The sequence below is a fragment of the Streptomyces roseofulvus genome (assembly GCF_039534915.1).
Taxonomy (GTDB): domain Bacteria; phylum Actinomycetota; class Actinomycetes; order Streptomycetales; family Streptomycetaceae; genus Streptomyces; species Streptomyces roseofulvus.
Genome location: NZ_BAAAWE010000001.1, coordinates 7,650,824 through 7,672,255, shown reverse-complemented (window position 1 = coordinate 7,672,255; position 21,432 = coordinate 7,650,824). Strand labels below are relative to the sequence as shown.

At 74.4% G+C, this 21,432-nt stretch carries 19 protein-coding genes, 1 pseudogene and 1 riboswitch; of the genes and pseudogenes, 10 read left to right on the top strand and 10 right to left on the bottom strand.

Annotated elements, in window-relative coordinates:
* Window positions 1-8 precede the first annotated feature (8 nt).
* From ABFY03_RS35350 to ABFY03_RS35335, 4 genes are read left to right on the top strand one after another with little or no spacing between them, the layout of a single operon-like run.
* The gene (locus ABFY03_RS35350) at window positions 9-863 is read left to right on the top strand and encodes an enoyl-CoA hydratase (protein WP_346171900.1); all 855 of its coding nucleotides are present in this window, start codon (window positions 9-11) and stop codon (window positions 861-863) included.
* Window positions 863-2,032: an acyl-CoA dehydrogenase family protein gene (locus tag ABFY03_RS35345; RefSeq protein ID WP_346171899.1), complete on the top strand. Its 1,170-nt coding sequence runs from the start codon at window positions 863-865 to the stop codon at window positions 2,030-2,032. Before ABFY03_RS35350 ends, ABFY03_RS35345 begins: the two co-directional genes overlap by 1 nt.
* Window positions 2,032-3,114, top strand: a complete 1,083-nt coding sequence (locus ABFY03_RS35340; protein WP_346171898.1) for an acyl-CoA dehydrogenase family protein — start codon at window positions 2,032-2,034, stop codon at window positions 3,112-3,114. Before ABFY03_RS35345 ends, ABFY03_RS35340 begins: the two co-directional genes overlap by 1 nt.
* A complete protein-coding gene (locus ABFY03_RS35335) occupies window positions 3,111-4,220 on the top strand; it encodes an acyl-CoA dehydrogenase family protein (protein WP_346171897.1) in 1,110 nt (369 codons plus the stop codon). The genes ABFY03_RS35340 and ABFY03_RS35335 overlap by 4 nt, the downstream gene beginning before the upstream one ends.
* Here ABFY03_RS35335 and ABFY03_RS35330 read toward each other — a convergent pair.
* The 6 genes and pseudogenes from ABFY03_RS35330 to ABFY03_RS35305 all read right to left on the bottom strand — a co-directional run bounded on the left by ABFY03_RS35330 (window position 4,210) and on the right by ABFY03_RS35305 (window position 9,014).
* Complete coding sequence (locus ABFY03_RS35330; protein WP_319008928.1) at window positions 4,210-4,866, bottom strand: DUF7691 family protein; 657 nt, start codon at window positions 4,864-4,866, stop codon at window positions 4,210-4,212. The two genes, ABFY03_RS35335 and ABFY03_RS35330, sit on opposite strands and share 11 nt — an antisense overlap.
* A gap of 77 nt (window positions 4,867-4,943) precedes the next feature.
* Complete coding sequence (gene gap, locus ABFY03_RS35325; RefSeq protein ID WP_319008927.1) at window positions 4,944-5,939, bottom strand: type I glyceraldehyde-3-phosphate dehydrogenase; 996 nt, start codon at window positions 5,937-5,939, stop codon at window positions 4,944-4,946.
* Between the two features lie 126 nt (window positions 5,940-6,065).
* Complete coding sequence (locus ABFY03_RS35320) at window positions 6,066-7,022, bottom strand: GlxA family transcriptional regulator (RefSeq protein ID WP_319008926.1); 957 nt, start codon at window positions 7,020-7,022, stop codon at window positions 6,066-6,068.
* Between the two features lie 60 nt (window positions 7,023-7,082).
* A pseudogene (locus tag ABFY03_RS35315) lies at window positions 7,083-7,381 on the bottom strand (NAD(P)-dependent alcohol dehydrogenase); the annotation flags it as partial.
* A gap of 2 nt (window positions 7,382-7,383) precedes the next feature.
* On the bottom strand, window positions 7,384-8,484 hold the full coding sequence (locus ABFY03_RS35310; RefSeq protein ID WP_346171896.1) for a C45 family autoproteolytic acyltransferase/hydrolase: 1,101 nt from the start codon (window positions 8,482-8,484) through the stop codon (window positions 7,384-7,386).
* Between the two features lie 116 nt (window positions 8,485-8,600).
* Window positions 8,601-9,014 (bottom strand): Fur family transcriptional regulator, encoded by a 414-nt coding sequence (locus ABFY03_RS35305; protein ID WP_319008924.1) that lies wholly within the window; start codon window positions 9,012-9,014, stop codon window positions 8,601-8,603.
* Between the two features lie 261 nt (window positions 9,015-9,275).
* Between ABFY03_RS35305 and katG the strand changes: the two genes are divergently transcribed.
* The 4 genes from katG to ABFY03_RS35285 all read left to right on the top strand — a co-directional run bounded on the left by katG (window position 9,276) and on the right by ABFY03_RS35285 (window position 13,820).
* Window positions 9,276-11,501 (top strand): catalase/peroxidase HPI, encoded by a 2,226-nt coding sequence (gene katG, locus ABFY03_RS35300; protein WP_346171895.1) that lies wholly within the window; start codon window positions 9,276-9,278, stop codon window positions 11,499-11,501.
* A gap of 168 nt (window positions 11,502-11,669) precedes the next feature.
* Complete coding sequence (locus ABFY03_RS35295; RefSeq protein WP_346171894.1) at window positions 11,670-12,377, top strand: response regulator transcription factor; 708 nt, start codon at window positions 11,670-11,672, stop codon at window positions 12,375-12,377.
* Window positions 12,378-12,543: 166 nt separating this feature from the next.
* Window positions 12,544-13,599 carry a glycosyltransferase family 2 protein gene (locus ABFY03_RS35290; protein WP_346171893.1) on the top strand — a complete coding sequence of 352 codons (1,056 nt, stop codon included), beginning with the start codon at window positions 12,544-12,546 and terminating at the stop codon, window positions 13,597-13,599.
* A gap of 29 nt (window positions 13,600-13,628) precedes the next feature.
* A complete protein-coding gene (locus ABFY03_RS35285; RefSeq protein WP_319012289.1) occupies window positions 13,629-13,820 on the top strand; it encodes a hypothetical protein in 192 nt (63 codons plus the stop codon).
* A 23-nt stretch (window positions 13,821-13,843) separates the two neighbouring features.
* Here ABFY03_RS35285 and ABFY03_RS35280 read toward each other — a convergent pair whose 3' ends face one another.
* A complete protein-coding gene (locus ABFY03_RS35280) occupies window positions 13,844-14,680 on the bottom strand; it encodes a class II fructose-bisphosphate aldolase (protein WP_319012288.1) in 837 nt (278 codons plus the stop codon).
* A 43-nt stretch (window positions 14,681-14,723) separates the two neighbouring features.
* A complete protein-coding gene (locus ABFY03_RS35275; RefSeq protein ID WP_319012287.1) occupies window positions 14,724-15,647 on the bottom strand; it encodes an SIS domain-containing protein in 924 nt (307 codons plus the stop codon).
* A 309-nt stretch (window positions 15,648-15,956) separates the two neighbouring features.
* Here ABFY03_RS35275 and ABFY03_RS35270 point away from each other — a divergent pair, with 309 nt between their 5' ends.
* Complete coding sequence (locus ABFY03_RS35270; protein ID WP_319012286.1) at window positions 15,957-17,993, top strand: phosphocholine-specific phospholipase C; 2,037 nt, start codon at window positions 15,957-15,959, stop codon at window positions 17,991-17,993.
* 49 nt (window positions 17,994-18,042) lie between these two features.
* Here ABFY03_RS35270 and ABFY03_RS35265 read toward each other — a convergent pair whose 3' ends face one another.
* Window positions 18,043-18,684, bottom strand: a complete 642-nt coding sequence (locus ABFY03_RS35265; RefSeq protein WP_346171892.1) for a DUF6197 family protein — start codon at window positions 18,682-18,684, stop codon at window positions 18,043-18,045.
* A gap of 346 nt (window positions 18,685-19,030) precedes the next feature.
* Window positions 19,031-19,190, top strand: a riboswitch (cyclic di-AMP (ydaO/yuaA leader).
* A 2-nt stretch (window positions 19,191-19,192) separates the two neighbouring features.
* On the opposite strand from ABFY03_RS35265, the gene ABFY03_RS35260 reads away from it, so the two are divergent.
* Window positions 19,193-20,098: a LysM peptidoglycan-binding domain-containing protein gene (locus tag ABFY03_RS35260; protein WP_346171891.1), complete on the top strand. Its 906-nt coding sequence runs from the start codon at window positions 19,193-19,195 to the stop codon at window positions 20,096-20,098.
* Here ABFY03_RS35260 and ABFY03_RS35255 read toward each other — a convergent pair.
* A complete protein-coding gene (locus tag ABFY03_RS35255; RefSeq protein WP_346171890.1) occupies window positions 20,092-21,396 on the bottom strand; it encodes a phosphoribosyltransferase family protein in 1,305 nt (434 codons plus the stop codon). The two genes, ABFY03_RS35260 and ABFY03_RS35255, sit on opposite strands and share 7 nt — an antisense overlap.
* Window positions 21,397-21,432 lie beyond the last annotated feature (36 nt).

Below are 21,432 nucleotides of genomic sequence, written 5' to 3'. Positions count from 1 at the left end.
GAGGGCGGATGTCCGCTGCCCGCACCACGTCCGAGCCCGTCCGCTACGAACGGCGGGGCCCCGTCGCGGTCGTCACCATGGACCGGCCCGAGTACCGCAACGCCCAGAACTCCGCGATGACCTACGCCCTCGACCGCGCCTTCTACCGCGCGGCCGGCGACGACGAGGTCAAGGTCGTCGTCCTCGCCGGCGCCGGCGAGCACTTCTCCGCCGGCCACGACATCGGCACCCCCGAGCGCGACGCGCACCTGCCCTTCGAGCGCAGGGCCGGCCTCTGGTGGGACCACTCGGACAAGGAGGGCGCGGAGAGCCGCTTCGCCCGCGAGTCCGAGGTCTACCTGGGCATGTGCCGCCGCTGGCGCGAACTGCCCAAGCCGGTCGTCGCCTCGGTGCAGGGCGCCTGCGTCGCCGGCGGTCTGATGCTCGCCTGGATCTGCGACCTGATCGTCGCCTCCGAGGACGCCTTCTTCGCCGACCCGGTGGTCCGCATGGGCATCCCCGGCGTCGAGTACTTCGCCCACCCCTGGGTGATGCCGCCCCGGATCGCCAAGGAGTTCCTCTACACCGGCGACCGGATGAGCGCCCGCCGCGCCCACGAGGTCGGCATGGTCAACCGGGTCGTCCCCCGCGCCGAACTGGAAGCCAGGACCCTGGAGCTGGCGCACCGGATCGCCGAGATGCCGCGCCTCGGGCTCGCGCTCACCAAGCGGGCCGTCAACCAGGCCGAGGACCTCCAGGGCCTGCACACCGGCATGGACGCCGTCTTCGGCCTCCACCACCTCGCGCACGCGCACAACGCCGAGACCGCCCGCGACGCGCTCGGCGGCATGGACATCCACGCCATGAAGGCGGCGGGAGCCTGATGGACCTCGACTTCTCCGCGGCGGACGACGCCTTCCGGGCCGAGGCCCGCGCCTGGCTCGCCGACCACGTGCCGACCACGCCCCTGCCCTCCCTGGAAACCGCCGAGGGCTTCGCCGCCCACCGTGCCTGGGAGGCCGAACTCGCCGCCGACCGCTGGTCGGTGGTCTCCTGGCCCGAGGAGTACGGCGGCCGCGGCTGCTCCGTCCTCCAGTGGCTGGTCTTCGAGGAGGAGTACTACGCCGCGGGCGCCCCCGGCCGGGTCGGCCAGAACGGCATCAACCTGCTCGCCCCCACGCTCTTCGAGCACGGCACCGCCGAACAGCGCGCCCGCCTCCTGCCCCCGACGGCGTCCGGGGAGGTCGTCTGGGCCCAGGCGTGGTCCGAGCCCGAGTCCGGCTCCGACCTCGCGAGCCTGCGCTCCGCCGCCGTCCGCACCGAGGGGGGCTGGCTGCTCCGCGGCCAGAAGACCTGGTCCTCCCGGGCCGCCTTCGCGGACCGCGCCTTCGGCCTCTTCCGCAGCGACCCGGGGGCCGACCGGCCGCACCGGGGACTGACGTACCTCATGTTCCCGCTCGACGCCGAGGGCGTCACCGTGCGGCCCGTCGGCCGGCTCGACGGCAAGCCCGCCTTCGCCGAACTCTTCCTCGACGACGTGTTCGTGCCCGACGAGGACGTCATCGGCGCCCCCGGGGACGGCTGGCGGGTCGCCATGAGCACCGCCGGCAACGAACGCGGACTGACCCTGCGCAGCCCCGGCCGGTTCTCCGCCGCCGCCGACCGGCTCGCGGCGCTCTGGCGCGAGCGCGCCGACCCCGCCGACACCGCCGTCCGCGACCGGGTCGCCGACACCGTCATCGGCGCCCGCGCCTACCGCCTCTTCACCTACGCCAACGCCTCGCGGCTCGCCGCCGGCGGCTCCCTCGGCGCCGAGTCCAGCCTCAACAAGGTCTTCTGGTCCGAGCTGGACATCGCCCTCCACGAGACCGCCCTCGACCTCCTCGGGCCGTACGGCGAACTCTCCGACGAGGCCCCGGAGGCACCCGCGCACGGCGCCTGGGCCGAGGGCCACACCTTCGCCCTGGCCGGGCCGATCTACGCCGGGACCAACGAGATCCAGCGCGACATCATCGCCGAGCGACTGCTCGGCCTCCCGAAGGGACGCCGGTGATGCGCTTCCTGCTCGACGACGAACAGCGGGAGTTCGCCCGCACCCTGGACACCCTGCTGGCGGCCGCCGACACCCCCGCGACCGCGCGGTCCTGGGCGGCCGGCGACCACGCCCCGGGGCGCGCCCTCTGGTCCCGGCTCGCGGCGGCCGGCGTCTTCGCGCTGGCCGTGCCCGAGGCGTACGACGGTCTGGGACCGCTGCCGGTGGAGCTGGCCGTCGCCTTCACCGAGCTCGGCCGGCACGCCGTCCCCGGCCCGCTGGTCGAGACGGTCGCCGCGGCCGCCCTCCTCGACCGCCTCGGCGACAAGGCCGCCGCCGGCACGTGGCTGCCCCGCCTCGCCGCCGGCGAGGCGACCGCCTCCCTGTGCGTCCCGGACCTCACCGGCCCCTACGCGCTCGACGCGGACATGGCCGACGCGGTGCTCGTCTCCGACGGCGACACCGTCCGCCTCGCCGCCACGGCCGGTCCCGTCCAGCGCTCCGCCGACCCGGTCCGCCGGTTGTTCCGCCCCGCCGGCGGCACCGTCCTGGCCCGCGGCCCCGAAGCGGCCGCCGCGACCGGGTACGCCGCCGAGGTCGCCGCCCTCGCGACCGCCGCCCAGTCGCTGGGCCTCGGCCGGGCCCTGCTCGACCGGACCGTCACCCATGTCCGGCAGCGCACCCAGTTCGGCGTCCCCGTCGGCTCGTTCCAGGCCGTGAAGCACCGGCTGGCCGACACCCTCCTCGCCCTGGAGTTCGCCCAGCCCCTGCTCCACGAGGCCGCGCTGACCCTGGCCGCGCGCGGGACGGCGCCCCGCGAGATCGCCGCCGCCAAGGTCACCGCCGGCGAGGCCGCCCACGCCGCCGCCCGCACCGCCCTCCAGCTGCACGGCGCCGTCGGCTACACCGAGGAGCTGGACCTCTCCCTGTGGATCCGCAAGGCGCGCCCGCTCCGCGACGCCTGGGGGTCCCCGGCCTCCTGCCGCGCCCGCGTCCTCGCCGGGCCCACGGCCGAGACCCGGGGCCGGGACCTGTCCGGGGAGGACCCGCGGGCGCCGGGAAGTCCCGCCGCGCCCACCGTCGGGAAGGGAGCGGGGGCATGAGGTTCACCGAGGAGCAGGAGGAACTGCGCGCGGCGGTGCGGGCGTTGCTGCGGCGGCATCCCGGCGAGGCGGCCTGGCGGCCGCTGGTCGAGCAGATCGGCGTCGCGGGGCTGGCCGTCCCCGAGGAGTACGGCGGTGCCGGCTGCGGGGCCGTGGAGGTCCACGTGGTGATGGAGGAGCTGGGGCGGGAGCTGAGCCCCGTCCCGTACCTCGGCTCCGCCGTGCTCGCGGTGCAGGCGCTGCTGGCCGCCGGTGATCCCGGGGCGTGCGCCGCGCTGCTGCCGGGGCTGGTCTCGGGTGACGCGACGGCGGCACTGGCCTGGGCCGAGGGCGGCTCCTGGGAGCCGGAGGCGGTACGCACCGAGGCCGCCCCGGGGCCCGGGGGCTCCTGGCGGCTCACCGGCGTGAAGGAGCACGTGCTGGACGGGGCGCGCGCCGGGACGCTGCTGGTGGCCGCCCGTACCTCCGCCGGGGTGTCGCTCTTCGCGGTGCCCGGCGACGCGCCGGGCGCGGGCCGCGAGGAGTCGGTCCCGATGGACGCCACCCGGGCGCAGGCGCGGGTGGTGCTGGACGGGGCGGAGGGCCGACCGGTCGGCACCGAGGGCGACGGCGACCGGGTGCTGCGGCACGTCCTCGACCTGGCCTGTACGGCGCTCGCCGCCGAGCAGGTCGGGGCGGCCGCGCGGTGCCTCGAACTCACGGTGGCGTACGCCGGGGAGCGGGTGCAGTTCGGGCGCCCGATCGGCTCCTTCCAGGCCGTGAAGCACCGGCTCGCGGACGCGTACGTCCAGGTCGAGTCGGCCCGCTCCGCCGCGCTCGGCGCCGCCTTCGCCGCCGCGGACGGCGTGCGCGGTCCGGAGCTGACCCGGCTCGCCGCCACCGCCGCGTCGGTCTGCTCGGAGGCCTTCTCCGACGTGGCCGGGGAGATGATCCAGCTGCACGGCGGGATCGGCATCACCTGGGAGCACGACGCCCACCGCTACTTCAAGCGGGCGCACGGCTCGGGGCGGCTCTTCGGCCCGCCCCACTGGCACCGCTCCCGGCTGGCCACAGCGCTGGGCCTGCCTGATCCGGTCGCGGACGGCGGTCGGGCGGTCAGCCGTTGATGGAGAAGAAGAGGGTGTCGTGGGTGTACCAGTCGTAGCCCCGCGCCTTGGTCGACTCCCACTCCTCGTGCTCGAACTCCAGCTTCTCGATGAGGAGGTCGAGGTCGTACACGAAGTCGGGGTCGATCTTGTCGCGGACCGCCCGGTAGGCGTCGACGGCGGGCTTCGCCTTGGCGAGCGGCAGCATCCCGATGTCGGGGCCGTCGATCGCGTAGGGGATGTGGAAGGGGATCTCGTCCGGCGGGCCGGAGAAGAGGTAGCCGTGCGGCAGCAGGTCGGCCGGCACGCCGTGCTGCTTCAGCTGGTCGTCGAGGAGGCCGAAGAAGGTGCTGGGCTTGGAGTAGACGCCCAGGTCGGAGGGGTCGGAGCCGCAGTAGTCGATGATGTGCTGGAGCGCCCGGGCGTAGGCCTTGCCGGCGTACGTCCCCTTCGCGTCGGCGCGGCCCTCGATCAGGTGCTCCAGCGCCTCGGGAATGGTCAGGTCCCAGTCGAGGTCCTGGTGGTCGAGGTCGCGCTGGCTGGCCTCGGCCCGCTCGCGGATCATGGCGAGCACCCGCCGCTGGTCGTCGGTGAGGCGCTCCGCGGCGCCGAGGTAGCCGACGGCCTTGGAGCGGTCGCCGGTGGTGTACGAGATGATTCGGCTCATGATCGACATGCTGCCATCCGGCACTGACAACGCCCCCTCGGCCGAAGCCGAGGGGGCGTCGCGGGGGTGACGCGGGGTCAGCCGGCGAGCAGCTGAAGGGTGTCGATGACGCGGTTCGAGAAGCCCCACTCGTTGTCGTACCAGGCGACGACCTTCACGTGGCGGCCGTCGACCCGGGTGAGGGCGGCGTCGAAGATGGAGGAGTGCGGGTTGCCGGTGATGTCGGAGGAGACCAGCTCGTCCTCCGAGTACTCCAGGACACCGGCGAGCTTGCCCTCGGCGGCCTTGCGGTAGGCGTCGAGGATCTCGTCGCGGGTGACCTCGCGGGAGACGGTCGTGTTGAGCTCGACGATCGAGCCGACCGGCACGGGCACGCGGATGGAGTCGCCGGAGAGCTTGCCGTCCAGCTGCGGCAGGACCAGGCCGATGGCCTTGGCGGCGCCGGTGCTGGTGGGCACGATGTTGACGGCGGCGTTGCGGGCGCGGCGGGCGTCGCGGTGCGGGCCGTCCTGGAGGTTCTGCTCCTGGGTGTAGGCGTGCACGGTCGTCATGAAGCCGTGCTCGATGCCGGCCAGCTCGTCGAGGACGGCGGCGAGCGGGGCGAGCGCGTTGGTGGTGCAGGAGGCGTTCGAGACGATCGTGTGCAGCTCGGCGTCGTACGTGTCGCTGTTCACGCCGTAGGCGAGGGTGACGTCGGCACCGTCGGAGGGCGCGCTGACGAGGACCTTCTTGGCACCGGCGTCGAGGTGGAGGCGGGCGTCCTTGGCGCTGGTGAAGCGGCCGGTGGCCTCCAGGACGATGTCGACGCCCAGCTCGGCCCAGGGGAGGTTGGCCGGCTCGCGCTCGGCGAGGACCTTGATGCGGCGGCCGTCCACGACGAGGGTGTCGCCGTCGACGGAGACCGGGCGGCCGAGGCGGCCGGAGGTGGAGTCGAAGGCGAGGAGACGGGCGAGCGCCTTGGGCTCGGTGAGGTCGTTGACGGCGACGACCTCCAGCGTGGTGTCGCGCTCCAGGAGGGCGCGGAGCACGTTGCGGCCGATGCGACCGAAACCGTTGATGGCGATGCGAGTCATGATGCGGGGTCCCTTCCGTTTCTTCGTGACCCAGCCTCGCGCACCGCGCCGCCGCGCGGCAGGGGCGAGATCGCCATGGTCCGCAAGGATCGTGCCAAGATCTGGCGATCCGGCCCAGGTGGGGGCTCAGTCGCCCTGGGTGAAGGTGCGCCGGTAGTCGCTGGGGGTGGTGCCGAGGATCCGCTGGAAGTGCATCCGCAGGTTGGCCCCGGTGCCGAGGCCGGTCTCGGCGGCGATCTGCTCGACGCCGAGTTCGGAGCGTTCGAGCAGTTCGCGGGCGCGGTCGACGCGGGCGCGCAGCAGCCACTGCATGGGGGTGTAGCCGGTCTCCTCGACGAAGCGGCGGGAGAAGGTGCGCGGCGAGACGGCGGCGTGCCGGGCGAGGACGTCGAGGGTGAGGGGTTCGTCGAGGTGGTGCAGCACCCATTCGCGGGTGGTGGCGAAGCGTTCGCCGTGCGGTTCGGGGACGCTGCGGGGCACGTACTGGGCCTGGCCGCCGCTGCGGTAGGGGGCGGCGACGAGCCGGCGGGCGGCGTGGTTGGCGGCGCCGACGCCGAGGTCGCCGCGGAGGATGTGCAGGCACAGGTCGAGGCCGGAGGCGGCGCCGGCGGAGGTGAGGACGCTGCCCTCGTCGACGAAGAGCACGTTCTCGTCGACCTGGACCAGGGGCCACTTCTCGGCGAGGGCGCGGGCGTAGTGCCAGTGGGTGGTGGCGCGCCGGCCGTCGAGGAGGCCTGTGGCGGCGAGCGCGAAGGCGCCGGTGGAGATGGCGGCGAGCCGGGCCCCGCGCGCGTGGGCGGCGATCAGGGCCTCGACGACGGCCTGGGGCGGGTCCTCGCGGTCGGGGAAGCGGTAGCCGGGGACGAAGACGATGTCCGCCCAGGCGAGGGCGTCGAGGCCGTGGGCGACGTTGTAGGAGAGGCCGTCGCCGCCGGCGACGAGGCCGGGGGTGGCGCCGCAGACGCGGACTTCGTAGGGCATGCTCGCGCGGGTCGTGAACACCTGGGCGGGGATGCCGACGTCGAGGGGTTTGGCGCCTTCGAGGACGAGGACGGCGACGCGGTACAGACGGGTGGGTGGCACGTCACGAGCCTACGCGGCCCCGCTCCCGGTCCCTCAGCCGTTCGGGAGGACGACGGTCCCTCAGCCGTTCGGGAGGACGACCGCGCGCCCTTCGATCCGGCCGGCGTGCAGCCGCTCGTACGCCTCGGGGGCCTCGTCGAGGGAGCAGGTCTCGGTGTGGACGTCGACGGCGCCGGCGCGGGCCGGGTCGAGGACCTCGACGAGCTCGGCGCGGGTGCCCCGGTAGGGGAGGTGACGGAGACCTCGTACGGGAGGGTGCCGAAGCCGACCGGGAGGGTGCCGCCGCCGAGGCCGACGACGGTGACGTCGCCCTCGACCGCGGCCATCGCCCCGGCGGAGGCGGTGGTGGCGGGCCGCCCGGTCAGGCGCGCAGCGTGTACCAGGGGCGGTCGGCGTGCTCCGCCGGGGTGCCGTCGAGGATCCGCGCGGTGCGCTCCGCCGGGTCGAGGAGCACGGTCGCGAGGCTGGCCCAGCGGCGGCCGAGCGGCGCCGCCGGGTCGGGCACACAGGTGACGGGGGGCTCGCCCGGGCCGGTGACGAGGAGCCGCAGCAGTTCGTCGGGGCCGGCGGCGGGCGCGTGGTCGAGGCGGTCGCGGAGGAAGGCGTACCGCTCCCCCGAGTCCGGCTGGTAGAGCCAGGTCTTCTCGTGGCGCGCGGGCCGGGGGCTGAGGAAGTGGTTGGTGCGCAGATGGGTGGCGCCGGCCAGGGGCGGGACCTCGAAGACGCCTTCGGGGCTGAGGTCGAGGAGGACGGCGCGCGTCCGGTCGAAGAGGAGGAAGGAGCCGGAGGAGGAGAGCGGCGCCGAGCGGATCAGTGCGGCGGCGTGGGCGGCGTCGTCGGCCTCTTCGAGGACGAGGGCGGCGAGGACGTGCACGGGGAGGCCGCCGGCGCGGTCGTCGCGGTGGCCGAGGATGTTGAAGTGGAGGGCGAGGCCGGCGCTGTTGACGCCGATCTTGGCGAGGATGCCGTGCTCGGTGAGGCCGACGTACCGGTGGGTCCCGCCGGCGGAGTCGACGGTGTGCCAGGAGGAGCCGAGTTCGACGTGCCAGTCCCAGGTCTGGACGCCGAGGTGGGTGGTGCCGCCGCCGGGGGCGGCGACGCGGCGGACGACGGTGGAGCACTCGCCGGGCGGGACGGCGCGGCCGCGGGCCAGGATCTCGGTCCGGGCGTTGAGCGCGGCGACCCGCCACGGCTCGACGCCCGCGCCCCGCGCGATCCCCTCGATCTGCTCGCGCAGCTCGGGCCGGAAGGCGTCGATCGCGTCGAGGGCCCGGTGGGCGTCCTCCCGGACGGTCGCGCCGGGGATCTCCGCGAGGGCGAACAGCCGGTCGTACACGTCGAGCGCGGCCCGCAGCCCCTCCCCGAGCCGCGCTCCCCGCAGCCGCCCCCGCTCCCCCGGCTCGACGGCGTCGACGGCCACGTGGAGCCGGCGCTCGGGGCGGGGGAAGGCGGAGAGGGGCATGGACGGGCTCCCTGGACGGCGATCGGGACGAGACCTTTATTGGACACACGACCAATAATCTGGGCCCCATCCAACAACCCGCACCTCACCGCGTCAAGCGACCCCCACCCGGGCGCTCAGGCCGCGCAGGACGGGCAGCGGCCCCGGTAGGTGACGTCGACCTTCGAGACGGTGAAGCCGTAGCGCTCGGAGTCGGGGAGGGCGGCCAGCGGGTCGCCGGAGGGGCGGACGTCGCGGATGGTGCCGCATTCCGTGCAGACCAGGTGCTGGTGCGGCCGGCGGGCGTTGGGGTCGTAGCGCTTCGCGCGGCCGTCGGTGGAGAGCTCCACCACCTCACCGAGCGAGACCAGTTCACCCAGGGTGTTGTAGACGGTCGCGCGGGCGATCTCCGGAAGTCGCTCCACGGCGCGCGCGTGCACCTCGTCGGCGGTGAGGTGCACGTGCTCACCGGCGAGGACCTCCGCGACGACTCGCCGCTGCGACGTCATCCGCCAGCCTCGGGCCCGCAGCCGCTCCAGCAGGTCACTCATGGGGGCCTACCTGTTCCTCCTCGGCGAGGACCGGCGCGTACGGAGAGGCGTCCCCCGGGCCCGGCAACCCCACTTTGGCGTTGTTCTTGACTTGGACTTCGTCCATTGTAGGATCAGTTTTGTTGATGGCCAAGGGACAGGAAGAGTCCGACACGGCGGGAGACGAGGACGTGACGTACCACCCGGGGAGCGCCCGGGCGGTACCGCTTCGTCGGGTCTCCGTGTCCGCGACCTTCCCGCGCGTGTCCGGAAGGAATACCCATGTCTGAGAACCTCGATGCACCCGGCGGCGACGTGAAGGCCGAGGGCGCGGGCGGCTGCCCGGTCGCCCACGGACGTGCCGCGCACCCGACCCAGGGCGGCGGCAACCGCCAGTGGTGGCCGAACCGGCTGAACCTGCGGATCCTGGCCAAGAACCCGGCCGTGGGGAACCCGCTCGGCGAGGACTTCGACTACGCCGAGGCGTTCAAGTCGCTGGACCTCGCCGCCGTGAAGCGGGACATCGCCGAGGTCCTCACGACCTCCCAGGACTGGTGGCCGGCCGACTTCGGCCACTACGGCCCCTTCATGGTCCGGATGGCCTGGCACAGCGCGGGCACGTACCGCATCAGCGACGGCCGCGGCGGCGCCGGCGCCGGCCAGCAGCGCTTCGCCCCGCTCAACAGCTGGCCGGACAACGGCAACCTGGACAAGGCCCGCCGCCTGCTGTGGCCGGTCAAGAAGAAGTACGGCCAGTCCCTCTCCTGGGCCGACCTCATGATCCTCACCGGCAACGTGGCCCTGGAGTCCATGGGCTTCGAGACCTTCGGCTTCGCCGGCGGCCGCGAGGACGTGTGGGAGGCCGACGAGGACGTCTACTGGGGCCCCGAGACCACCTGGCTCGGCGACGAGCGCTACTCGGGCGACCGCGAGCTGGAGGAGCCCCTCGGCGCCGTCCAGATGGGCCTCATCTACGTCAACCCCGAGGGCCCCAACGGCAACCCGGACCCGGTCGCCGCGGCCCGCGACATCCGCGAGACCTTCCGCCGGATGGCGATGAACGACGAGGAGACCGTCGCCCTCATCGCCGGCGGCCACACCTTCGGCAAGGCGCACGGCGCCGGCCCGCACGAGAATGTCGGCGCGGACCCGGAGGAGGCCCCGATCGAGGCCCAGGGCCTCGGCTGGGCGAACAGCTACCGCTCCGGCAAGGGCGCCGACGCCATCACCAGCGGTCTGGAGGTCACCTGGACCACCACGCCCGCGCAGTGGGGCCACGACTTCTTCAAGCACCTCTTCGCGTACGAGTACGAGCTCACCAAGAGCCCCGCGGGCGCCCACCAGTGGGTCGCCAAGAACGCCGAGGCGATCATCCCGGACGCGTACGACCCGGAGAAGAAGCACCTCCCGACCATGCTCACCACCGACCTGGCGCTCCGCTTCGACCCGGTCTACGAGCAGATCTCCCGCCGCTTCCACGAGAACCCCGACCAGTTCGCGGACGCCTTCGCCCGCGCCTGGTTCAAGCTCACCCACCGCGACATGGGCCCGGTCGTGCGCTACCTCGGCGACGAGGTCCCGTCGGAGGAGCTCATCTGGCAGGACCCGCTGCCGGCCCGTACGCACGAGCTGGTCGACGCGGCGGACATCGCCTCCCTCAAGGAGCGCATCCTCGCCTCCGACCTGACGGTCACCCAGCTGGTCGGCGCCGCCTGGGCCGCCGCCTCCTCCTTCCGCGGCAGCGACAAGCGCGGCGGCGCCAACGGCGGCCGCATCCGCCTGGAGCCCCAGCGCGGCTGGCAGGTCAACAACCCGGACGACCTCGCCCAGGTCCTGCGCGTCCTGGAGGGCGTCCAGGAGTCCTTCAACGCCGGCCGGACCGACGGCAAGCAGGTCTCCCTCGCCGACCTCGTGGTCCTCGCGGGCTCCGCCGCCGTCGAGAAGGCGGCCAAGGACGCCGGCCGGGACATCGAGGTGCCCTTCACCCCGGGCCGTGTCGACGCCTCCCAGGAGCAGACGGACATCGAGTCCTTCGCCGCCCTGGAGCCGCAGGCCGACGGCTTCCGCAACCACCTCGGCAAGGGCGTCCGCCTCCCCGCCGAGTACCTGCTGATCGACCGCGCCAACCTGCTCACGGTCAGCGCCCCCGAGCTCACCGTCCTCATCGGCGGCCTGCGCGTCCTGGGCATCACCCAGCCGCAGACCTCCCTCGGTGTCCTCACCGACAAGCCGGGCACCCTGACGAACGACTTCTTCGTCAACCTGCTCGACCTGGGCACCACCTGGTCGGCCGTCTCCGGCGACGCGAACGTCTTCGAGGGCCGCGACGACGCGACCAACGAGGTCAAGTGGACCGGCACCCGCGCCGACCTGGTCTTCGGCTCGAACTCGGAGCTCCGCGCCCTCGCCGAGGTCTACGCGAGCGACGACGCCGCGGACAAGTTCGTGACGGACTTCGTCGCGGCCTGGGTCAAGGTCATGGAGCTGGACCGCTTCGACCTCCGCTGACCGCACCGCACCCCCGCCGGGGCGGCCGCCCAGAACCGGCCGCCCCGGCCCCCGGCGCCCCCGCGACCTCCCCCGGTCGCGGGGGCGCCCCCTTTCCGGCGCGCTCCCGCCCCGGACGCCCCGACCGGCCGAGCTGCCGGGCCCGCGGACCGGGGCTATCGTCCAGGCATGCAGCAGCCGACCGCCCGCCCCCTGCTCCTCTTCGCGCTGCGGGACCCGCGCGTGGTGGACGTCGTCGGCGGGATGCTGCGCGACCAGGGACACGAGGTGCTCCAGACCACGGACGGCCCCGCCACCCGGCGCGCCCTGCGCGCCCGCCGGCCGCAGGGTGTGCTGCTCAGCCTCGACCTGCCCCGCTCCGATCCCTGGCAGCTGCTCACCGAGCTGCGCGCGCACGACCACGGGATGCCCATCGTCGTCGCCGCGCCCGTGTACGTCGAGGTCGACGCGGCCCGCGCCTACCGCCTCGGCGCCGACGACTACGTCACCTACGCCCTCTCCCGGGAGCAGGGCCTCCCCCGGCTCGCGGCCCGTTTCCGCCGCCTGCTGCCCCGCCCCGGAGCACCCGCCGGCACGGCAGCGGCCGAGCGCGTCGTGATCGACCGGGCCGCGCACACCGCCACCGTGGCGGGCACGGCGCTCGACCTCAGCCCGCTGGAGTTCGACCTGCTCGCCGCCCTGGCCGCCCGCCCCGAGCAGGTGCTGAGCCACGGCCAGTTGCTGCGCGAGGTGTGGGGCGCGCACGCGGACGGCGACCCGGGCCGGGTGAAGTACACCGTGCTGCGGCTCCGCCGGAAGATCGCCGCCGCCACCGGAGGCCGTACCGGCATCTCCACCGTCCGGGGCGTCGGCTACCGCTACCACCCGGCCGACTGACCCGGCGCGGCCGGGACCTCCGCCACCCCCGGCCCGGGACCTCCGTCCCCTTCCGCGCCCGCCGCCCGCTCCGCAACCGAGCCGCACCGCTCGTACACCCCTCCCGCAACCCGGCCACGTCACCGTGAGGGGACGAAAAGGACGAACGGCACGCGAGGAGGGACCGATGCGTGTGGTGGCCGTGGTGCCCGCGCACAACGAGCAGGACCGGCTCGTCGCCACGCTCGCCGGCCTGTACCGGCAGCGGCGCGTCCCGGACCGGATCGTGGTGGTCGCCGACAACTGCACCGACCTGACCGCGGCGCTCGCGGAGCGCTGCGGCGCCGAGGTGTTCGTGCCGGAGGACAACCGGGACAAGAAGGCCGGCGCCCTCAACCAGGCGTTGCCCGGCCTCCTCGACGGACTGGGCGAGGACGACCTGGTCCTGGTCCAGGACGCGGACACGGTCCTGAACCCCGGGTTCGTGGCCTGCGCCGTCGACACCCTCGCGGAGGACGACGGCGTCGGCGCGGTCGGCGGCGTCTTCTTCGGCGAGGAGGGCGGCGGACTGCTCGGACTCCTCCAGCGGATGGAGTACGAGCGCTACGCCCTGGAGGTGCACCGCAAGGGGAACGAGGCCGTGGTGCTCACGGGCACCGGCACCGTCTTCCGAGCCCGGGTGCTGCGCGAGGTCCGCGCCGCCCGCCGCGCGGGGGTCATCGGCGGCGGGGACGGCCACTACAGCCTGGCCTCGCTCACCGAGGACGACGAGATCACCAAGGCGGTCAAGACGCTGGGGTACCGCACGGTCTCCCCCGACGCCTGCTGGCTCGTCACCGAGGTGATGCCGACGCTGCCCAAGCTCTGGCACCAGCGGATGCGCTGGCAGCGCGGGGCCCTGGAGAACCTGCGCGACTACGGCCTGAACCGGGTGACGCTGCCGTACTTCGGACAGCAGCTGATGCTGGGCGTCGGCGCCCTCGCCCTCGCGCTCTTCCTCACCTTCACGGTGCTGACGCTCGCGACCCACGGCTGGCAGGGCTTCTCGCCGTTCTGGACGGCGATCACCCTCCTCTTCGTGCTGGAGCGGACCCTGACGGTCCGTCGGGCGGGCCGCAGGGCCGTGCTCCTCGCCCTGCCGCTCGTCCCCGAGCTGCTGTACGACGCCTTCCGGCAGCTGGTGTTCGTGCGCTCGCTGATCGACCTGGCCCTGCGCCGGCAGGAACGCTGGGTCGCCACCTGACGGCCCCCCGGCCGAAGAAAGGAATCCTCATGTACGGAAAGCCCATCGGTGCCGGCGCGGTCGGCGGCGGAGGCGCCGGGCTCGCCGCCACCGGCGGCGGCCTCTCCCCGCTCGCCGTCCTCGGCCTCGTCGTGGCGGCGACCACCCTGATCGCCGCCGGCCTGGCCCTGCGCAGCCTGGTCCCGGTCATCCGCGGCGACGGCCCCGACCGGCGCCCCTGACCCCGGGGCGGAGGGGGCGGGGATCAGCGGGGGTCGAGGAGGCCCAGGAGGTGGCTGACCGCCTCGGTCACGGCCGTGCGGGCCGGGGTGAGGTAGCGGCGCGGGTCCACCTCCGCGGGGTGCGCGGTGAGGTGCTCGCGGACGGCGCGGGTGAACGCCTTGTTGAGGTGGGTGGACACGTTCACCTTGGTCATGCCGGCGGCCACGGCCCGGGCGAGCAGGGCGTCGGGGACACCCGAGGAGCCGTGCAGCACGAGGGGGACGTCGACGGCTGCGCGGAGCCGGGCGATCAGGCCGAGGTCGAGGACCGCGTCCCGGGTGACCATCTGGTGGACGCTGCCGACGGCGACGGCGAGGGCGTCGACGCCGGTGGCGGCGACGAAGGCGCGCGCCTCCTCGGGGTCGGTGCGGACGCCGGGGTCGTGGGCGCCGCCCTTGCCACCGATCTCGCCGAGCTCGGCCTCGACCCGGACGCCGTGCCGGTGGCAGTGCTCGACGATCTCGCGGGTGGCGGCCACGTTCTCGTCGTACGGGAGTCGCGCCGCGTCGAACATCACGGAGCCCAGGCCGAGTTCCACTGCCTCGTGGACGAGGCCCGGGTTCTCGGCGTGGTCGAGGTGGACGGCGACCGGCGTCTTGGCGGCGCGGGCGAGGGCGAGCGAGGCGAGCGCGACGGGTTCGAGGGCGCCGTGGTAGCGGACGGTGTTCTCGCTGATCTGGAGGACGACGGGCCGGTCGGCCCGCTCGGCGCCGGCCACGATGGCCTGCGCGTGCTCCAGCTGGAGGACGTTGAAGGCGCCCACACCGGCACCGGCGGCACGGGCCCGCCGGACGATCTCGTGGGTCTGGGTCAGTGGCATGGTCCTGCTCCGTACTCCGGGACGGGAAGGGGGGCGGTGCGGCTCAGGCGCCGGCGTCCGCGAGGACGACGGAGCGGGTGAGGTTGCGCGGGCGGTCCGGGTCGAGGCCGCGGGACTCGGCGACCGCGACGGCGAGCCGCTGGGCCAGGACGAGTTCGGCGAGCGGGTCGAGGCCGCCGGCGACGAGGGTGCCGCCGACCGCGCGGATCTCCTCGGCGAGACCGCCGGGCAGGGGACCGAAGCTCCAGGCGACCCGGCCGGGCCCGGTGATGCTGATGGGGCCGTGGCGGTACTCCATCGCCGGGTACGCCTCCGTCCACGCGCCGGCCGCCTCGCGCATCTTGAGCCCGGCCTCCTGGGCGAGCCCGTAGGTCCAGCCGCTGCCGAGGAAGGTGAACTGCTCGGCGTCCCGCACGGCGTCCTCCAGCGGCCGGACGAGGGCGAGTTCGGCGTCGTCGGCGGCCCGGGCGACGGAGCCGACGCCCTCGGGGAGGGCGTTCTCGGCCTCCAGGTGGGCGCGGAGGAGGGCGAGGGCGGTGGTGGCGAAGCGGGTCTGGACGACCGACTCCTCGTCGGCGAAGTCGAGGACGGCGACGGCGTCGGCGGCACGCATCACCGGCGTGGTGGGGTCGGCGGTGATCGCGCCGGTGGCGACGGTTCCGTCGAGGCGGTCGAGGACCGCGAGGACCTCGCTGGTGGTGCCGGAGCGGGTGAGGGCGACGACCCGGTCGTAGCGGCGGGCGAAGGGGAAGCGGGAGGCGGCGAAGGCGTCGGTCTCGCCGTGCCCGCCGGCCTCGCGCAGGTCCGCGTACGCCTGGGCCATGAACCAGGAGGTGCCGCAGCCGATCACCGCGACCCGTTCGCCGCGCCGGGGCAGGGCGGGCGCGTGCCGGGGCAGGGTGCGGAGCGCTTCGCGCCAGACGGCGGGCTGGGTGGCGATCTCGGCGGCGGTACGGGACGGGGCCATGCGCACTCCTTGCACGAAAGGGAGACACCAATGCGTGAAGCTGCTCAGAATGAGCATCATTCAAGCAGATGCACTCACCAGGCGACCAGAGCCCGGGGGCACCCCGGACCGCCCGACGGCCCCGGTCGACCCCCAGGTCACGCTTATTGGTCGAACCCCATACCAATTCCGGCACTGGTCACACCGAGGTGAACGAGGCTCTCCCACCGTTCACCAACCCTTACCGCACGGGTGTATACCTTTGAACCCCGCTCCCCCATCATGTCTGCCGATGTGCCGCAGGGGCACGCCGTGACAGGAGGGGCGGGGATGCTTCCCATCAGCCGCAGGGGATTCGTCGGCATCGGCGCGGGGCTCGGCGCCGGACTCGTCGCGGGGGCGGCGCTGCCACCGGCGACGGCCTCGGCCGCCGCGCGGGCCGCGACCGGCACGCTGACCGACGTCCGGCACGTGGTGATCCTCATGCAGGAGAACCGCAGCTTCGACCACTACTTCGGGACGCTCCGGGGCGTACGGGGCTTCGGCGACCGGGCGGCGGGCAACCTCCCCGGCGGCTGGAGCACCTTCCAGCAACCCGCCTGGGGCGGCCGGCAGTTCCCCTGGAAGCTCAGTGACACCCCTCCGGCCGGCGGGGTCGACGGCGAGACCCTCGCCCAGTGCAACGGCGACCTGCCGCACAGCTGGACCTCGCAGCACGCCGCCTGGAACAAGGGCCGGCTCGACAACTGGGTGACCGGCGTGGGCAACGTCCGGACCCTCGGCCACCTCGACCGCGAGGACATCCCCTTCCACCACGCGCTCGCCGACCACTACACCGTCTGCGACGCCTACTTCTGCTCCGCGCTCAGCGCCACCGGACCGAACCGCACCTTCCTCTGGAGCGGGCGGATCGACGCCTCCAGCAAGGACGGCGGCGACGAGTCGGGGCTGACCTGGGAGACGTACGCCGAGGCGCTCCAGCGGGCCGGGGTGAGCTGGCGGGTCTACCAGAACGCCCAGGACAACTACGGCGACAACGGCCTCGCGTACTTCAAGAGGTTCACCGACGCCCGGCCCGGCGACCCGCTGTACGACCGGGGCATGGCGTCGGTCCCGAAGGTCACCGGCTCGACCCCGGACGACATCGCCGCCGCGATCCGCGCCGACGTCGTCGCCGGCACCCTGCCGCAGGTCTCGTGGGTGGTGGCGAACGAGGCGTTCTCCGAGCACCCGTACGCGCCTCCCGGCGACGGCGCCCACTTCGTCGACCTGGTCTACCGCGCCCTCGCCGCGAACCCCGAGGTCTTCGACTCGACGGTGATGATCCTCAACTACGACGAGAACGACGGCTTCTTCGACCACGTCCCGCCCCCGGTGCCGCCGCCCGGCACCCCCGGCGAGTACCTGGACGGCGTGCCGATCGGCCTCGGCTTCCGCGTCCCCATGCTGGTCATGTCCCCGTGGACGCGCGGCGGCTGGGTCAGCTCGGAGGTCTTCGACCACACCTCGGTGCTGCGCTTCCTGGAGACCTGGACCGCCGCCCTCGGCACCCCGGCGGCCTGCCCGAACATCAGCGCCTGGCGGCGGAAGGTGACCGGCGACCTGACCGGCGTCTTCGACTTCGCCCACCCGGTGTACGGGGTCCCGGCCGGCCTGCCGTCGACGGCGAAGGTCATCGGCATGGCCACCTGCGGCCCGCTGCCGAACCCCGCGCCGCAGAACAACGCGCTGCCCGCCCAGGAGTCCGGCACCCGCCCGGCGCGGGCGCTCCCCTACCAGCCCAACGGCAACCTGGACCGCTTCGAGTTCGGCGCCGCCGGCAAGATCCTCGCCTGGTTCTCCATGAGCAACACGGGACCGCAGGCGCGGCGGGCCGCGCACTTCTCGATCCATCCGCACCAGTACCGCGACACGGCCGCCTGGCAGTACACGGTGGACCCGGGGACGACCGCGACGGACTACTTCAACATCGGGCTGGGCTCGGGCTCGGGGAAGTACGACATCTCGATGATGGGCCCGAACCGCTTCCTGCGCCGCTTCATCGGCGACGCCTCCAAGGCGGGCAGGGCGATCGAGGTGGCCGCCCGGTTCGCCCCCGAGGCCGGCACCGGCAAGACCGCGATCTGGTTCAAGCTGACCAACACCTCGGCCGGACCGGTGACGTTCACCGTCCGCGCGAACGCCTACCGCACGGACGGCCCGTGGACGTACACCGTCCCCGCCGGCTCGTCCCGGGAGGACTACTTCAACGCGGTGGCGTACGCCGACGGCTGGTACGACTTCACGATCCTGGCCGACATCGACGGCACCTGGTCGCGCCGCTACACCGGCCACATCGAGACCGGCGCGCCCAGCGTCACCGGCTGACCGCCCGCGCCCCGCCCGGCTCCGAGCGCCGGGCGGGGCAGGGCGGGGGTCAGCGCCCGGCGAGGGCCGCGCGCCGGATCGTGGCGTCGAGGAGCGCGAGCGCGTCCTCGGCGGTCCGGCCCGGGACGCGGTTCCAGGGCCCGATGAGCCCGTGCCAGCCGCGGGACCGCAGCTCGGTCATGATCCAGGCGCCGGCCTCGTTCATGGTCGAGGCGCTGCCGTGGCCGAGCCGGTGGGCGGCGAGCAGCGCGCCGCAGACGCACCGGGCGCCGCGCCTGTCCCGCAGCTTGTACGGGGTGTTCTGCCAGCCCCACTCGGTCAGGACCCGGCGGGCGTACGCCAGGTGGACGGAGGGGCGGACGTCCGGGCTGCCGATCCGGCGCCAGGCGTGCAGCCGGTCCGGGAGCGCGGCCCCGATCCTGCCGGGCAGCGGGCGTTCGGCGGGCGGGGCCGCCGGCAGCGCGTCGAGCGCCTCGGCCACGAGCCGGTCGACGGGGGCGGAGAGCAGCCTTCGCCACGCCTCGGGGGCAGGCTCCGGCGCGGCCGGCGCGGGGTCCGGGTCGGCCGGCACGGGCGCGAGCAGCCGCTCCCAGGCGGCGCTCTCGTAGAGCCGGGCCGCCTCGCGGTCGAGGGCGTCGGGGTCCGGGGCGGAGTCCGGCAGAGCGAGGGAAAGCGGGACAGGTGAGGACATTCCCCCATCATTGGCGATGAATGTCCGCTTTGCGGCGAACGCGCCTCGCATGTCACCCCCACCCTCGGGCATTACCACGCACTGTTCCGCGAAAGGAATCAGACGCCCTATTCGGACATTGCACACCCCGTGACGCGACTCACTTTCCCCCCGTCCCCCGCACGCCCCCTCCCGTCAGAATCCGCACGGCGCAAGGGATTCCGGGACGACCGCGGCGCCGCGCGATCTTGAATTCCGGCCCGGCGATCTTTCCCTTTCCCCTTCCCGCGTTTACGCGTCTTGTTCCCCGCCGCATTTCTCGCCTACGGTCACCTCCATTCGGGCGGACCGCCGAATCCTGCCACCGCCCGAAAGACCTCCCATTGCACCCGACGGCAGGAGCGGGGGACCCACCACACCGCCGGTCCGGACCTCCGGAACGGCTCGGGGTGAAGCCGCGTGCGCGCGGCCGGACACCTCCCGTCCGAACCCGACAGCTCACCTCGCAGGCGCCGGAGAGGAAACCGTCATGCCCGCTCACGGCAAGCACCGCCGCCCCCGACGCCGCCCCGTCTCCCGAGGTCTCGCCTTCGCGGGCACCGGCGGAGTCGCCCTCGCCCTGCCCCTGGTCGTCCCCGCCACCGCCGGCGCCGAGCCCGTCGCGCGGGCCGCCGCACCGGCCGCCGCCGTCGCCGCTCCCACCGCCGGGACCACCGCCGCCGCGCAGGCCGCCACGGCCGCTCCCACCGCGCCGGCCGCCACCCGCGCGTACACCGTGGTGAAGGGCGACTCGCTTTCCCTGATCGCCCAGCGAAAGGGAATTCAGGGCGGCTGGAAGGCGCTTTACCGGGCGAACAAGACGGCCGTCGGTGACAATCCGTCACTCATTCACCCGGGCCTCGAACTGACGATTCGTCGGGATTCCGCCAAGGTCGCTCCGGCGCCGGAGAAGAAGGCCCGCAAGAGCACCGCGAAGCCCGCCTCCGCCGGTTCCGCCGAACGGGCGAGCCGCTCCGCGAACCGCACCGCGACCCCCGCCGTCCAGACCCGGGCGGCCCAGCCCCAGGCGCGGCCCGCCGCCGTGACGGCCGCGCCCGCCGCCGCCACCCGGTACGCCGACAACCTCGACGGCTGGATCCGCGAGTCGCTCGACGTCATGGCCCGCTACGGCATCCCCGGCTCGTACGACGGCATCCTCCGCAACGTCATGCGCGAGTCCTCCGGCAACCCCCGCGCCATCAACCTGTGGGACTCGAACGCCGTCAAGGGCACCCCCTCCAAGGGCCTGCTCCAGGTCATCGACCCGACCTTCGCGGCGTACCACGTGCCGGGCACCTCGCTCGACCCGTACGACCCCGTCGCGAACATCACCGCCGCCTGCAACTACGCGGCCGACCGGTACGGCTCCATCGACAACGTCAACGGCGCCTACTGACCGTCCCCGCCGGCCGCCGGCCCGAAGCGGCCGGTGAACCAGGCGGTGGCCAGCTCCGCCACCTCCTCCAGGGCGCCGGGCTCCTCGAAGAGGTGGCCGGCGCCGGCCACGACCTCCAGCCGGCTCTCGCAGCGCAGCAGCTCCTGGGCACGCCGGTTGAGGTCGAGGACCAGGGAGTCGCTCCCGCCGACGATCAGCAGGGTCGGCGCCCGCACCGCGGCGAGCCGCTCCCCCGCCAGATCGGGCCGGCCGCCCCGGGACACCACGGCGGCCACGTCGTCGCCCGGCGCGGCCGCCGCCCACAGCGCGGCGGCCGCGCCCGTGCTCGCCCCGAAGTAGCCCCGCGGCAGCGCCGCGGTCTCGGGCCACGCGGCCGCCCAGGCGGAGGCCCTGGCCAGCCGTTCGGCGAGCAGCGGGGTGTCGAAGACCCGTGCCCGGTCGGCCGCCTCGGCCTCCGTGAGCAGGTCGAAGAGGAGCGTCCCGAGCCCCGCCCCGTTCAGCGCGGCGGCCACCGCCCGGTTCCTGGGGCTGTGCCGGCCGCTGCCGCTGCCGTGCGCGAACAGGACCAGCCCGGCGGCCCCGTCGGGCACCGCCAGATCGCCCGGCAGCTCCGGACCGCCGGTCTGGATGCGTACGGAGCTCTCCCGGACCACCGGGGCGCCCTCCGCCCTGCTGCGGTCGAGCAGGGCCACCACCTCGGCGTCCGGAGTCTGGTCGAACTCCCGGTAGAACTGGCCGACCGCGGTGAACCCCGCCGGGGTGTGCACGGCGACCGTCTCGTCGGCCTCGCCCCCGAGCCGCGCCGTCCAGTCCCGCGGCGCCACCGGCACGGCGAGCACGATCCGCGCGGCGCCCCCGGCCCGTACCGCCCGGCAGGCGGCCAGCGCCGTCGCGCCGGTGGCCAGCCCGTCGTCGACGACGACCACCGTCCGTCCCTCCAGCGGCACGGGGCGGCGGCTGCCCCGGTACTTCCGGGCCCGGTCGGCCAGGACCCGCCGCTCCCGCTCCTCGACCGCCTCCAGCTCCCGCGCGGTCACGCCGCCGCCCCGCACGATCTCGTCGTTGACGACCCGCACCCCGCCCTCCCCGATCGCCCCCATGGCCAGCTCGGGCCGGCTCGGCACCCCCAGCTTGCGGACGAGGCAGACGTCCAGCGGCGCACCGAGGGCCTCCGCGACCTCGGCCGCCACCGGGACGCCGCCGCGCGGCAGGCCGAGGACGACCACGTCGTGGTCCCTGAGGTGGCCGAGGCGGTCGGCGAGCTGCCGCCCCGCGTCGACACGGTCGGCGAAGTACATGGCGCGCCGCCTTCCCGATGGGCGATTCCCCCACGC

Bases quoted from the DNA above. Each gene is read 5' to 3' on its own strand.
- ABFY03_RS35290 (WP_346171893.1), top strand. From the start codon at position 12,544: ATGCGTGTGGTGGCCGTGGTGCCCGCGCACAACGAGCAGGACCGGCTC.
- ABFY03_RS35285 (WP_319012289.1), top strand. From the start codon at position 13,629: ATGTACGGAAAGCCCATCGGTGCCGGCGCGGTCGGCGGCGGAGGCGCC.
- ABFY03_RS35295 (WP_346171894.1), top strand. From the start codon at position 11,670: ATGCAGCAGCCGACCGCCCGCCCCCTGCTCCTCTTCGCGCTGCGGGAC.
- ABFY03_RS35340 (WP_346171898.1), top strand. From the start codon at position 2,032: ATGCGCTTCCTGCTCGACGACGAACAGCGGGAGTTCGCCCGCACCCTG.
- ABFY03_RS35255 (WP_346171890.1), bottom strand. From the start codon at position 21,396: ATGTACTTCGCCGACCGTGTCGACGCGGGGCGGCAGCTCGCCGACCGC.
- ABFY03_RS35275 (WP_319012287.1), bottom strand. From the start codon at position 15,647: ATGGCCCCGTCCCGTACCGCCGCCGAGATCGCCACCCAGCCCGCCGTC.
- ABFY03_RS35305 (WP_319008924.1), bottom strand. From the start codon at position 9,014: ATGAGTGACCTGCTGGAGCGGCTGCGGGCCCGAGGCTGGCGGATGACG.
- ABFY03_RS35265 (WP_346171892.1), bottom strand. From the start codon at position 18,684: ATGTCCTCACCTGTCCCGCTTTCCCTCGCTCTGCCGGACTCCGCCCCG.
- ABFY03_RS35345 (WP_346171899.1), top strand. From the start codon at position 863: ATGGACCTCGACTTCTCCGCGGCGGACGACGCCTTCCGGGCCGAGGCC.
- ABFY03_RS35335 (WP_346171897.1), top strand. From the start codon at position 3,111: ATGAGGTTCACCGAGGAGCAGGAGGAACTGCGCGCGGCGGTGCGGGCG.
- ABFY03_RS35310 (WP_346171896.1), bottom strand. From the start codon at position 8,484: ATGCCCCTCTCCGCCTTCCCCCGCCCCGAGCGCCGGCTCCACGTGGCC.
- katG (WP_346171895.1), top strand. From the start codon at position 9,276: ATGTCTGAGAACCTCGATGCACCCGGCGGCGACGTGAAGGCCGAGGGC.
- ABFY03_RS35260 (WP_346171891.1), top strand. From the start codon at position 19,193: ATGCCCGCTCACGGCAAGCACCGCCGCCCCCGACGCCGCCCCGTCTCC.
- ABFY03_RS35280 (WP_319012288.1), bottom strand. From the start codon at position 14,680: ATGCCACTGACCCAGACCCACGAGATCGTCCGGCGGGCCCGTGCCGCC.
- gap (WP_319008927.1), bottom strand. From the start codon at position 5,939: ATGACTCGCATCGCCATCAACGGTTTCGGTCGCATCGGCCGCAACGTG.
- ABFY03_RS35350 (WP_346171900.1), top strand. From the start codon at position 9: ATGTCCGCTGCCCGCACCACGTCCGAGCCCGTCCGCTACGAACGGCGG.
- ABFY03_RS35270 (WP_319012286.1), top strand. From the start codon at position 15,957: ATGCTTCCCATCAGCCGCAGGGGATTCGTCGGCATCGGCGCGGGGCTC.
- ABFY03_RS35330 (WP_319008928.1), bottom strand. From the start codon at position 4,866: ATGAGCCGAATCATCTCGTACACCACCGGCGACCGCTCCAAGGCCGTC.